Annotated in this window: 10 protein-coding genes; 5 read left to right on the top strand and 5 right to left on the bottom strand. The window is 66.9% G+C overall.

Going from position 1 to position 12,368, the window contains the following annotated elements:
• From QX094_RS21830 to QX094_RS21815, 4 genes are all read left to right on the top strand, one after another.
• Window positions 1-240, top strand: coding sequence for a hypothetical protein (locus QX094_RS21830; protein ID WP_315717219.1), 240 nt, complete (start codon window positions 1-3; stop codon window positions 238-240).
• Window positions 237-461 (top strand): hypothetical protein, encoded by a 225-nt coding sequence (locus QX094_RS21825; RefSeq protein WP_315717220.1) that lies wholly within the window; start codon window positions 237-239, stop codon window positions 459-461. The genes QX094_RS21830 and QX094_RS21825 overlap by 4 nt, the downstream gene beginning before the upstream one ends.
• A gap of 101 nt (window positions 462-562) precedes the next feature.
• A complete protein-coding gene (locus tag QX094_RS21820; RefSeq protein ID WP_315754022.1) occupies window positions 563-1,069 on the top strand; it encodes a protein tyrosine phosphatase in 507 nt (168 codons plus the stop codon).
• Between the two features lie 188 nt (window positions 1,070-1,257).
• The gene (locus QX094_RS21815) at window positions 1,258-3,939 is read left to right on the top strand and encodes a DUF2339 domain-containing protein (RefSeq protein ID WP_316188121.1); all 2,682 of its coding nucleotides are present in this window, start codon (window positions 1,258-1,260) and stop codon (window positions 3,937-3,939) included.
• 12 nt (window positions 3,940-3,951) lie between these two features.
• Here QX094_RS21815 and QX094_RS21810 read toward each other — a convergent pair whose 3' ends face one another.
• The 5 genes from QX094_RS21810 to QX094_RS21790 form a co-directional block, all read right to left on the bottom strand.
• A complete protein-coding gene (locus tag QX094_RS21810) occupies window positions 3,952-5,640 on the bottom strand; it encodes a methyl-accepting chemotaxis protein (protein WP_316167488.1) in 1,689 nt (562 codons plus the stop codon).
• Window positions 5,641-6,290: 650 nt separating this feature from the next.
• A complete protein-coding gene (locus QX094_RS21805) occupies window positions 6,291-6,524 on the bottom strand; it encodes a DUF6894 family protein (RefSeq protein WP_315717224.1) in 234 nt (77 codons plus the stop codon).
• 176 nt (window positions 6,525-6,700) lie between these two features.
• On the bottom strand, window positions 6,701-7,369 hold the full coding sequence (locus QX094_RS21800; RefSeq protein WP_315826955.1) for a hypothetical protein: 669 nt from the start codon (window positions 7,367-7,369) through the stop codon (window positions 6,701-6,703).
• 114 nt (window positions 7,370-7,483) lie between these two features.
• Window positions 7,484-8,470 carry an MDR family oxidoreductase gene (locus QX094_RS21795; RefSeq protein ID WP_315717226.1) on the bottom strand — a complete coding sequence of 329 codons (987 nt, stop codon included), beginning with the start codon at window positions 8,468-8,470 and terminating at the stop codon, window positions 7,484-7,486.
• A 64-nt stretch (window positions 8,471-8,534) separates the two neighbouring features.
• Complete coding sequence (locus QX094_RS21790; RefSeq protein ID WP_316183778.1) at window positions 8,535-9,782, bottom strand: MFS transporter; 1,248 nt, start codon at window positions 9,780-9,782, stop codon at window positions 8,535-8,537.
• A gap of 358 nt (window positions 9,783-10,140) precedes the next feature.
• On the opposite strand from QX094_RS21790, the gene QX094_RS21785 reads away from it, so the two are divergent.
• Window positions 10,141-11,739 (top strand): L-aspartate oxidase, encoded by a 1,599-nt coding sequence (locus QX094_RS21785; RefSeq protein ID WP_315826957.1) that lies wholly within the window; start codon window positions 10,141-10,143, stop codon window positions 11,737-11,739.
• Window positions 11,740-12,368: the final 629 nt, after the last annotated feature.

The raw sequence follows: 12,368 nt of genomic DNA, 5'->3' as shown, positions 1-12,368 counted from the left end.
ATGCCGCTGACGCCGGACGAGCGCCGCAACGAACGGCTGAAGCTGGCCGCCAACTGGGTCAACACGCTGGCGACGGCCATCGTCACTGCCGGGACGTTCGTGCCGCTTGCCCAGTTCGTCTATGGGGTGCTGCCGCCCAGCACCCCCGCGGGCCTGATCTACGGGTCGGGGGTCGTTTGCATTATCACCGGAGTGCTCATACATTTGCTCGGTCAGTGGATCCTGGGAGGTCTTCGATGACCACGCACCAGTTCGTTGCCCTGAGCTTTCCGCTCCTGACCGCCTTGGCCGTCGCCATCGTGGCCCTGTTCGTGCGCCGTCCCTGGTCCGAGAAACCGGTCGAGATCGCCCCCCAGAACCGTGAGCGGGTGCTCGATCATCTCGAGCGGCTCAACGCGGAGATCGAGGGCAAGGCCCATCTGGTCCGCCAGGAGTTGCGGCAGCTCAAGAACACGCGCTGAGGGCCGTCGGCGCACACATGCGCCAGCCCGACGGCAGACATCCAAAACGCGCTTTTGCCCTTGTGCCCCCATTCGTATAATCGGGCGTTCAAAGGCTCGCCATGATCCACGTCTGCTCACTCGCCGCCCTGCCCGAGACCGTGCGCCTGACCGGCGCCAGCCACGTGCTGACCATCATGGCCAATGTCGAGCAGGTGCGGCGACCGGAGACGATCCGCCCCGAGAACCATCTGCGGGTCTCGGTCGACGACATCACCGAGCAGCTTCCTGGCTTCATGGCGCCGAGCGAGGATCACGTCGCCCAGGTGCTGCAGTTCGTGCGCGGCTGGGATCGTGCGGCGCCGCTGGTGATCCACTGCTATGCCGGCATCAGCCGCTCCACCGCGAGCGCCTTCGCCGCGGCCTGCGCGCTCAACCCCAATCGCGACGAGCTCGATATCGCCTGGGCGATCCGCCAGGCCTCGCCGATCGCCTCGCCGAACCGGCTGATCGTCAGCCTGGCCGACAGGGCACTGGGCCGCCAGGGGCGCATGGTGCGCGCGCTGGACGCGATCGGGCCCGGCGCCATGATGGTCGACAGCGCGCCGTTCCGGATCGATCTGGACTGAGTTGCAACGCTGCGTAGCCGCGTACCGGTGCGCTTTGAACTTATGTTCCACGGTTTGACACAGAGGGAACGACGGCCATCGTGCGGCCCGACGGAGCGGTTGGCCGATTCGCCGGGGTCCGCAAGGGCTCGCAGCTTCCCTCCACCCGTGACGCCTCCCGGCGGCATCGATTTCAGGATTCCCGCGTGATGTTCGATTGGCCCCTGGATTGGATCGCCCTGCTGGTGGCGTTCGCGGCGCTCGCCTTCGCGCGCCGAACCTCCGACCGATTGGCCGAGGTGCAGGCACGGCTGGCCAAGCTCGAGGCGGCACGCCCGATCGCGGCCGCGCCGGTGGTCGCGCCGCCGCTCAGCCCGCTTCAGGAGCCCGCTGAAGCCCCGCCAATGCCGCCCCCATTGCCGGAGCTGACCGAGGCTGCCCTGCAGCCGGCGGCGATGGCGAGCGATGCAGCGGCCGAACAGCCGCCGCTCGCGTCGCCGCCACCCGTGCCGCAGCCCGCGGCCGGCTTCGAGGAGCGCATCGGCACCCGCTGGGTGGTGTGGATCGGCGGGCTGACCCTGGCGCTCGGCGGCTTCTTCATGGTGCGCTACTCGATCGAGGCCGGCCTCGTCGGCCCCGAGGTGCGCGTCGCGCTCGGCGCGCTGTTCGCCGCCGCGCTGCTCGCGGCCGGCGAATGGACGCGGCGCAAGGAGAGCATCTCGCAGATCGCGGCGCTGCCGATCGCCAACATTCCGGCGATGCTCACCGCGGCCGGCACGGCGGTCGCCTTCGCCACCATCTATGCGGCCTACGCGCTGTACGACTTCCTGCCACCCGCGATCGCCTTCGTGCTGCTCGGCATCGTCGCGCTGGGCACGCTGGCGGCTGCGCTGCTGCACGGCCCGGCGCTCGCCGGGCTCGGCATCGTCGCGGCGTTCACGACGCCGGTGCTGGTGTCGACCGGCGAGCCGAACTACTGGGCGCTGTACATCTACCTCGCCATCGTCACCGCCGCCGCGTTCGCGCTGGCACGCGTGCGGCTGTGGCGCTGGCTCGCGATGACCACGATCGGGCTGTCGTTCCTGTGGACCTTGCCCGGACTCGACGCGGGCGTCGAGACGGTGGCGCCGCATGTCTTCCACGTCGCGGTTGGTTTCGCGCTGGCCGCGCTGATCGTGGTCTGCGGCTTCATGTTCGGACCCGCCGCCGAGAACGACGAGGTCGAGCCGATCTCATCCGTCGGCCTGGCGGTTTATCTGCTCGGCGCCATGCTGGTCGTGCTGGCGAGCTTCCATGACGGCCTGGCGCTGATCGGCTTCACGGTGCTGGTCGCGGCGACGCTGGCGGTCGCCTGGCGCGCGCCGAGCGCCGTCGGCGCGGTGGCCGCCGCCGCTGCGACCGTGTTCCTCGTGTTCGCCGAATGGGCGCTGCGCGACAATCCGGACCTGCTGGTGCTGCCCGGCGGCGCGCTGCCCGGGATGGGGCCGAACCCGCTCGGCGCGTCGGTCACGTCGCATCTGGTGACGGCAGCGATCTTCGCGCTGGGCTTCGGCGGCGCCGGCTTCCTGGCGCAGGGGCGCGCGCACAACGCCGTCGTGCCGGTGGTGTGGTCGGCGGCCGGCGTGTTCACGCCGCTGGCACTGCTGGTCGCGCTCTATGCGCGCATCGCCCATCTCGACCGCTCGATCCCGTTCGCAATCCTCGCCGTCGTGCTCGCCGCCGGCTTTGCCGTCGCCACCGAGGCGCTGACGCGGCGCGAGGAACGTCCCGGCCTCAGTGCCTCGATCGCGCTGTTCGCGACCGGCACGCTGGCCGCGCTGGCGCTGGCCCTGACCTTCGCGCTTGAGAAGGGCTGGCTGACGATCGCGCTGGCGCTGATGTCGCTCGGCACCGCCTGGATCTTCGAGAGCCGGCCGATCCCGTTCCTGCGCACGCTCGCGGCCGTCTTTGCCGGGCTCGTGGTGCTGCGCATCGGCCATGATCCGCGCATCGTCGGCGCCGATGTCGGCACCACGCCGATCTTCAACTGGCTGCTGTGGGGCCATGGCGTGCCGGCGGCGTCGTTCTGGGGCGCGAGCTATCTGATGCGCCGCCATGGCGACGACGCGCCGCTGCGCGCGGTGGAGGCCGCCGCGATCCTGTTCACGACCCTGCTCGCCTTCCTGGAGATCCGCCACGCCGTCAACGACGGCGACATGCTGGCGGTGCCGTCGCTCGCCGAAGTGGGACTCGACGTCTGCGTGGCCCTGGCGCTGGCGATCGGGCTGGAGCGGCTGCGGGAGCGCAGCGGCAGCATCGTGCACAACATCAGCGCCGTGATCCTCACCGGATTCGCCGGCGGCGCCACCGTGCTCGGCCTGCTGCTGTTCGAAAACCCGATGATCTCGGACGTCGCGATCAAGGGCGGCCTGCTCAACATCCTGATCCTGGCCTATGCGTTCCCGGCGGTACTGATGCTGCTGTTGTCCTACGCGGTCGCAGGCCACCGTCCGCCAGCCTATGGCAATACGCTGGCCGCGGGCGCACTGATCCTGGCGCTGTCCTATGTCAGCCTCGAGATCCGCCGGATCTATCACGGCCCCGATCTGACGGCAGGACCGACCAGCGCCGCCGAGCAGTACACCTATTCGATCGCCTGGCTCGCCTTCGGCGTGATGCTGCTCGGGATCGGAATCATCGTGCAGTCGCAGCGCGCGCGTCTGGCATCCGCGATCGTGATCGCGCTGACGATCCTGAAGGCCTTCCTGATCGACATGTCGGCGCTGACCGGCGTGTGGCGCGCCCTGTCGTTCATCGGGCTCGGCCTGGTGCTGGTCGCGATCGGCTGGCTGTACCAGAAGGTGCTGTTCCGACGGCAGCAGCAGGCGCCGCCGGCTCAGCCGGCAGCGTAGCGCCATGTCGGATTAGGCCGCGCGCACCGACTCCAGGAACGACGCCACCTCACGCTTCAGCCGGTCGCTGTCCGAGGCCAGCGACTGCGCCGCGGCCAGCACGTGCGTGGAAGCCGTACCAGTCTCGGTCGCGCCGCGCTGCACGTCGACGACGTTCACGGAAACCTGCTGCGTGCCCTCCGATGCCTGCTGGACGTTGCGCGAGATCTCCTGCGTGGCGGCGCCCTGCTCCTCCACGGCCGCCGCGATCGCCGACGAGATTTCCGACAGCCGCTCGATGGTCGTGGAGATCGCCCGGATGGCGCCGACCGATTCCTGCGTCGCGGCCTGGATGCCGGACACCTGCTGGCCGATCTCGTCGGTCGCCTTGGCGGTCTGCTCGGCCAGCGCCTTCACCTCGGAGGCGACGACCGCGAAGCCGCGACCGGCTTCGCCGGCGCGCGCCGCCTCGATGGTCGCATTCAGCGCCAGCAGGTTGGTCTGGCCGGCGATCGTGTTGATCAGCTCGACCACGTCGCCGATGCGCGCCGCCGCCTTGCTCAGCTCGCTCACGCGATCATTGGTCATGCGCGCCTGGTCGACGGCCTCGGTGGCCATGCGGGCGGATTCCTGCACCTGGCGGCTGATCTCGGTGATCGACGACGATAGCTCCTCCGTCGCGGAAGCGACCGACTGTACGTTGGTCGAAGCCTCCTCCGAAGCAGCCGCAACCGCGGTCGAGATCTCCTGCGAGCGCGTCGCGGTGGATGACAGCGCGCCGGCGGAATGCTCGAGCTCGGTCGAGGCCGACGACACCGTCTGCACGATCTCGCCGATCGTCGCCTCGAACTGGCGGGTGATGTTGTCGACGCGCCGGCCGCGTTCGATCTTGGCCTCGGCATCGTGGGCCGCGAGTTCGTCGGCCTCCTTCTTGGCGATCAGCGCCTCCTTGAACACCTGCAGCGTATCGGCCATGGCGCCGATCTCGGTCGGCTCGCCGCGATGCGTCACCTCCGCGCCGAGATCGCCCTTGGCGAGCTCCTGCATCGGCTTGATGATCGACGCAATGCCGGACGAGACGTTCTGCACGAGATAGAAACCGACGGCGACGCCGGCAATGACGGCCGCGGCAATGATCGACATCACCAGCCAGATCGCACGCGTGAAGCTCTCCGCGGCCTGCCGCGTCGCGTTGTCGGCACCCTTGTTGTTGAACTCGATGTCCTGGATGAAATACTTGTCGGCGTCGCGCGCGATCGCCGCGGCCGATTTTTCCAGCATTTCGGTGGCTTCGCGCGGGATCTTTCCGACGCTCTTGTTGGATTCGTCCATCACCTGCTTGACCGCGACGACGTACTTCTCCCAGGACTGCACCCAGTTGTTGTAGATCGCCCGTTCCTCGGCCGAGGTGATCATCGGCTCGTAGGTCTTGCGGTCCTTGTTGATCGTCTCGAGGATTCCGTTGACGCGCTTCTCCGCGCCCTGCTTGGCCTCGGCCGTCTCCGACATCACATGCGCGCGCAAGGCGATGCGCAGCAGATTGATGTCGGCGCGCAGCTCGCCGATCGCGCGCACGCTCGGCAGCCAATTGGTGGCGATGTCGACCGTGTTGGCATTGATCGACTGCATGCTGGTGACGGCGAGCACGCCGAGCCCGCACATGGTGACGAGCATGAAGGCGATGACCGATATGATCTTCGTACGGATGGACATCTTTGACACGGAGGACCCCAGCTGACTGCGTGGTTCGGCCGCGTTCTGCCAGCGCCAAAGACGGCCCGAAGATCCAGGTCTACGCTGCGCTGCGCGGTCGAGGTCAGAGGATCAGAGGGCTCCGAAAATTCCGAACCCGCATGTCGTCTCTGCCGACCTCATTGGGCGCGAAACAGGCTTATCAGAGGTTAATGCTGGAACCGTAAGATTACTGACAATGCCCATAAAATGATGGCGCTCAGGGATGACACGGTACCCTGAAACCGTCTGCCGCTACACCTGGTCTCCCGATACCGCTAAAGGATCGCGTCGAAGCAAGACCTTTGGAACGCGCACGGGGCAAAGGACGATTGCCGCCACGACCTGCGCCGCAGCAACCGGAAGACGCTGATCACCGCGCGGATGAATCCGGAGATGAGGTGGCCGGGCCAGGACCGACGTCCGACAGCATCACAAGCGACTGAGCACGAGAGCGTGACGGAGATCGGCGGCGCCGGGGCACGACGCGGAGCCTAGGCCGAACTCCATCAATCCCGACTGACGCGCCCGAGGTGGACGCGGACTTCATCAAAAGGCGCCTGCGCGCAGACGATTGCAGCCACGGCAAACCGGACTCGAATCCGACGGCCAGCGGCGCAATCACCCCGGACAGCTAGACCTCAGCCGACCGCTTCGGACACCAGGCGAATCCGGAACACCGGCTGCTTGGCTTCGTCGAGCAGCTCCATCTGCCACTCGGCCCCCTGCTGCAACGACCTCGAGATCCCGCCGATCAGGTCGGAGCAGACAGCCGTCAGCTCGTTCCAGGCGGTTTCCCGGTTGGCGAATTCATAAGGCTGATCAGCCGCGCCAGAATAGCGGCCCTGGCTGATCCGGAAGAAATAAAGCGACATAACGACCCTTTCTCGTGGGCCACCCCCCTGGTTGCAAACTGCACACGAGTCGCTACCGAGGCATGAATTTGAGATTCCGTACGACTACGGCGCAATGACCACTAACGTGCGGTCAGCTTAAAAAATTACTCTATGATAATAGGGAACCGGTTTTTCAATGATCGGTGAACTAACAACTAATCGGTCGAGCGACGCAGCTCCGGCGCCGCATCCGACTTCGCGTTATCGGATTTGGTAATTTCAGTCTTCGCGTTTTCGGCCTTCATGTTCTCCGTCTTGGAACTTTCCGCCTTGGCGGCCTTCGCAGCATCTGCCTTCAAGGGTTCCACCTTGCTGCGTTCCACCCGCGGGGTCTCGACCCGTGCCGCTACTTCGGTGTGGGAGCCGTCAGCCGCAGGTCCAGCAGCGCGTGCGGCGCGCGGCCGCGCCACGGCGCGCGCCATCAGCATGGTGGCTCCGCCCTGGTGCTGGAAGTCGCAATAGGCGAAGGCGCCGAGCCCGGAGACCGAACCGCGGAAGCTGCGATCGTCCTTCTTGTCGAGGTTGAAGCACGGTTCGAACGGCATGCCCTTGATGGCAGCGCAGACATTCTGGCCGCGAATCTGCAGGGTATTGCCCGGCAGGCGGATGTGACGCACCGGCCCCGAGCCGGAGAACTGCACCGCACCGGCCGCGCCCATGTCGTCGAGGATGCGGCCCGCGCCACGGGTGCCGTCGACGCAGGTGAAGGCGAACACCTTTCCGGCGACGAATTTGCGGGCCTCGTCGGCTGTCATCGAACCCGCCATCGCAGGAGCAATCACGGCACCGGCAGTCACGGTCCCCAGCAATATACGCGCGAGCATGCATCAAACTCCCACTTAACCCCACGCAGCGGGTAAGGCGGTATCTTTACCCCATGCTTACCATACCAACCATGGCAACAATGGAGCAGCATGGTTTGAAAAGTCTGAACGTCCTCAGGATATTCTTACCACCGTACGGCCGCGGACCTGGCCCGCGAGGATCTGCGGCCCCAGCGACGCCACCTGGTCCAAGGCGATTTCGTGAGTGATTTCAGCTAGTTTTGCACGATCCAGATCGGTCGCGAGGCGCTGCCAGGCCGCCTTGCGCGCCGGCAGCGGGCACATCACCGAATCGACGCCGAGGAGGCACACGCCGCGCAAAATGAACGGCGCCACCGACGTTGGCAAATCCATGCCGGCAGCGAGGCCGCAGGCGGCGATGGCGCCACCATATTTGGTCATCGCCAGCAGGTTGGCGAGCGTATTGGAGCCGACGCTGTCGATGCCGCCCGCCCAGCGCTCCTTCGCCAGCGGCTTGGCCGGCCCGGACAGCTCGTTGCGGTCGATGATCTCGGCGGCACCGAGCGACTTGAGATAGTCGGCCTCGGCCAAGCGGCCGGTCGAGGCGATCACATGGTAGCCGAGCTTGGCGAGCACAGCCGTCGCCACCGAGCCGACGCCGCCGGCCGCGCCCGTCACCACCACCGGCCCGCTCGCCGGCGTCAGCCCGTGCTTCTCCAGGGCGAGCACCGCAAGCATCGCGGTGAAGCCGGCGGTGCCGATCGCCATCGCGTCCCGGGCTGACAGCCCCTGCGGCAGGCCGACCAGCCAGTCGCCCTTGACCCGCGCCCTCTCGGCATAGGCGCCGAGATGGGTCTCGCCCATGCCCCAGCCGGTGCAGATCACGGCATCTCCCGGCTTCCAGTCGGGATGGCTGGACTGCTCGACCGTGCCGGCGAAATCGATCCCCGCGATCATCGGGAAGCGGCGCACCACCGGCGCCTTGCCGGTCAGCGCCAGCCCATCCTTGTAATTCAGCGCCGACCACTCGACCTTCACGGTGACGTCGCCGTCCATCAGTTCGGCTTCATCGAACTGCGTCAGCGTCGCGGTCGTTCCCTTGTCCGCCTTGTCGATCCGGATCGCCTTGAACGTTCCCACAGCCGCACTCCCTGCACTTTCTTCGTCTCACGCCATGTTTAGCCGATCGGATCGGCCGCGCAACTCACGTCGCGGGAACGGCGCGCGCCACCGGCTTCTCGACGATCGGCAGGTTGATCAGCGCCGACAACACGCCGAACAGGATCGACAGCCACCAGATCGGCGTGTACGAGCCGTAGCGCTCGAACACGATGCCGCCGAGCCAGACGCCGAGGAAGCCGCCCACCTGGTGGCTGACGAAGGCGAAGCCATAGAGCGTGGCGAGCCAGCGGGTGCCGAACATGATCGCGACCAGCGACGAGGTCGGCGGCACCGTGGAGAGCCAGGCGAGCCCGGAAACCGCGCCGAAGGCGATCGCGGAAGCCGCCGTGACCGGGAACGAGATGAAGGCGAGCGTCGCCAGCGCACGCGTGAAATAGATGAAGGACAGGATGTAGCGCTTCGGCAGCCGGCTCTGCAGCCAGCCGACACTGAGCGAGCCGATGATGTTGAACAGGCCGATCGCCGCGATCACCCAGCCGCCAACCTGCGCCGACAGGCCGCGATCGACCAGGAACGCCGGCAGGTGCACGGTGATGAAGGCGAGCTGGAAGCCGCAGGTGAAGAACCCGAGCACCAGCAGCACGTAGGAGCGGTGGCCAAACGCCTCCATCAGCGCGGTCGTGAACGACTGCTGCTCGGCCTCCGACGGCTTGGCCTCGGCTGCCGGCGGCGTCGCCACGGCGAGCGACAGCGGCACGATGAACAGCATCAGCGTTGCGAACACCATCAGCGCGCTCTGCCAGCCGAACTGGTCGATCAGCGCGACGCCGAACGGAGCGAACAGGAACTGGCCGAGCGAGCCGGCCGCGGTGCCGGCGCCGAGCGCGATGCCGCGGCGCTCCGGCGGCAGCAGCTTGCTGAAGGCCGACAGGATGAGATTGAACGAGCAGCCCGACAGGCCGAAGCCGACCAGCACGCCGGCGCCGATGTTCAGCGACAGCGGCGAGCTGGAATAGCGCATCATCAGCAGGCCGCCGGCATAGAGCAGCGCGCCGACACAGATGACGCGCATCACGCCGAAACGATCGGCGATCGCGCCGGCGAGCGGCTGACCGAGTCCCCACAACAGGTTCTGCACCGCCACCGCGAGGGCGAACACGTCGCGTCCCCAGGCGAATTCACGGCTCATCGGCTGCACGAAGAAGCCGAGGCTGGAGCGCGGACCGAAGCTCAGCAGCGCAATGGCGCAGCCGCACACGATGATGACCACCGGCGTGCGCCAGCCCTGATTGCGGGACACCATACCGAGATCGCCTGCCTGTACCGACATCAGTGTCCTCCCATGCCGCGGTCGCTGTCCGCCGCGCCTCTCCGGTTAATGCATTTGCATTGAACTCCCAAGCTCAAAAGCGGAACCCAGTCATGAAAAATTTCGATGCGGGGGCCAGCCATGAGCAGGTCTCATCCGAAGCGAGTTCCGGCACCGGAACTCGCTCATGCGTCTTTGTCCCCGCGCGAAAACGTCCTGATGCGCGAGTCGCAAACGACGATTCATCCTGTGCGGGAGCGACCTTCAGAACGGCCGCTATTTGTCGCCAAACACCGATAAACAGCGAAGGAAGTCTCTGAAGAAGAACTAACAGGTACCGCGGTACACATGCGCACGGAATGTGGAATTTGGACAGCACATGGACCACGATCAGATCGAGACATCCGGCCACGTCGTGATCGTCGGTGCCGGAGTTGCCGGACTGTTCTGCGCGCTGAAGCTCGCCCCGCAGCCGGTCACGTTGATCTCCGCGACCTCATTGGGTGAGGCCTCGTTCGGCACGACGATGCAGGCCGACATCGCGGCAGCGGTGTCATCCGGCGACAGCCCCGATACCCATGCCGCCGACATGATCGCTGCGGGTGGCGGCCTGGTCGACGCGACGGCGGCGCTGGCGCTCGCGCGCGATGCCTCGGCTGCAATCGAGGACCTGGTCCGTCTCGGCGTGGCATTCGATCGTGATCACGGCGGCAGGCTGGCGACGTCTCGTGCGGCTGCGCACGCCGCGCGACGAATTCTCAGCGTTCGCGGAGACTTCACCGGACAGGCGATCATCACCGCGCTGTCGCAAGCCGTGCGCGCGACGCCCTCGATCCGCATCATCGAGGGCCATGTCGCCGACGCGCTGCTGACGGAAGACGGCGCGGTGCGTGGCCTGCAACTGCGGCCGACCGATGACGACGCGGCCGCGCCGATGCTGATCGCGGCGCCGGCAATCGTGCTGGCCACCGGCGGCATCGGCCGGCTGTTCGCGGCGACCACGAATCCGCCGCACGCCACCGGCATCGGCCTCGCCATCGCCGCCCGCGCTGGCGCGGTGATTGCCGATCCGGAGTTCGTGCAGTTTCATCCGACCGCGATGATGGCCGGTCACGATCCGGCGCCGGTTGTGAGCGAGAGTCTGCGCGGCGCCGGCGCGATCCTGATCAACCGGCGCGGCCAGCGTTTCATGCTGCCGCGCCATCCGCTGGTCGATCTTGCCCCGCGCGACACGGTGGCCCGCGGCGTCATGGCCGAGATCATCGCTGGACGCGGCGCCTTTCTCGATGCGCGCGACGTGCTCGATGACGACGTCGCCGAGCGCTATCCGATGCTGCACCGGGCCTGCGTCGCCGCGGGGCTCGATCCGACCCGCCAGCCGATTCCAGTCGCGCCGGCGGCGCATTTCCACATGGGCGGGATCGCGGTCGACGCGCAGGGCCGCAGCTCGATCGAGGGGCTCTGGGCGGCAGGTGAAGTCGCCGCGACGGCAACGGATGGCGCCAACCACATCGCCGGCAACGCGCTGCTCGCGGCGCTGGTGTTCGCCCGGCGGATTGCCGACGACATCTCCGGCCGGACGTTGACCGCGTCCTCCACCCTGCAGCACGTTGCATTCGCCGATCCGGCCGGATCCTGCGCGGGCGCAGCGCAGGTGTCGCTGCGCGAGATGATGACGAGCCAGCTCGGTGTCATCCGCGACGAGGAGCGGCTCGCCGAGGCCATCGCCGCGATTGCCAGGATGGAGCGCGACGCCGGCAGCCCGAGGCTGCGCAACATGGCGAGCGCCGCGCTGCTGATCGCCACCGCGGCCTGGAGCCGGCGCGAGAGCCGCGGCGCGCATTGCCGCGCCGACTGCCCCGCGGAGAATCCGAGTTTCGCGCAGCGGACGATGACCACATTGGCCGCTGCCCGCGAGATCGCCGACGAGCTCGCGGCACGGCCGACGGCGCGGCAGTCGCGGCCATTGAGCGCGTAGCAAGAGCTGATCCGACTGCGTCACGACGGAGCTCGGCAGTCGCGTTTTCACCGTCATTCGTGATCACCGTCATTCCGGGTTCAGGGCCTGCGGCCTTGTCCCGGAATGACGGTGCTCATGACGAAGCAGCCATCGTCGCCCAATACAGATATTACGACTCGTTGTTATTTGCTGCCTCGCCGGTATTTGGGGGCAGGCACGATGTAATTAGTGCGTGCCGTGTCGGCCGCGTGCATCCATTGATCCGCGGGCGCTGGACGAACAAATCGGCCGTACCGTTGCGCTGGTGCTCGTAGTCATCACGCGCACGATCTGAGCGGCCCTCGCCAATGAGTTGGACGAGGCCTTTCGTCGAAGCAGATCACCGGCTGACGCTGATGCGACTCGCCGCACGGATCGAGCACATCCTCTACGCGCGCGACTAATTCGCATCGATCTGTGGGTATACGCCACATGCTCCTGCGCCATGGTTTCAGATCGTTCTCGGCCAGACGCCGCCGCACTATCTCGTGCGCCCCGGCGCCGACGGCATTTACCAGCACCAACTAAATGGCTGGACAGGTTCGCCATGATTTCGGCAAAAGAACCGCGGAACCTGTACAAATAAGAAAAAGAGATGGTCGAAATTT

The organism is Bradyrhizobium sp. SZCCHNS1050, assembly GCF_032484785.1.
GTDB lineage: Bacteria > Pseudomonadota > Alphaproteobacteria > Rhizobiales > Xanthobacteraceae > Bradyrhizobium.
Note: the sequence above shows the minus strand (reverse complement) of the source record. Positions and strands in the feature narration are given on the sequence as shown.

Bases quoted from the DNA above. Each gene is read 5' to 3' on its own strand.
- QX094_RS21830 (WP_315717219.1), top strand. From the start codon at position 1: ATGCCGCTGACGCCGGACGAGCGCCGCAACGAACGGCTGAAGCTGGCC.
- QX094_RS21825 (WP_315717220.1), top strand. From the start codon at position 237: ATGACCACGCACCAGTTCGTTGCCCTGAGCTTTCCGCTCCTGACCGCC.
- QX094_RS21820 (WP_315754022.1), top strand. From the start codon at position 563: ATGATCCACGTCTGCTCACTCGCCGCCCTGCCCGAGACCGTGCGCCTG.
- QX094_RS21815 (WP_316188121.1), top strand. From the start codon at position 1,258: ATGTTCGATTGGCCCCTGGATTGGATCGCCCTGCTGGTGGCGTTCGCG.
- QX094_RS21805 (WP_315717224.1), bottom strand. From the start codon at position 6,524: ATGTCGCTTTATTTCTTCCGGATCAGCCAGGGCCGCTATTCTGGCGCG.
- QX094_RS21800 (WP_315826955.1), bottom strand. From the start codon at position 7,369: ATGCTCGCGCGTATATTGCTGGGGACCGTGACTGCCGGTGCCGTGATT.
- QX094_RS21790 (WP_316183778.1), bottom strand. From the start codon at position 9,782: ATGTCGGTACAGGCAGGCGATCTCGGTATGGTGTCCCGCAATCAGGGC.
- QX094_RS21785 (WP_315826957.1), top strand. From the start codon at position 10,141: ATGGACCACGATCAGATCGAGACATCCGGCCACGTCGTGATCGTCGGT.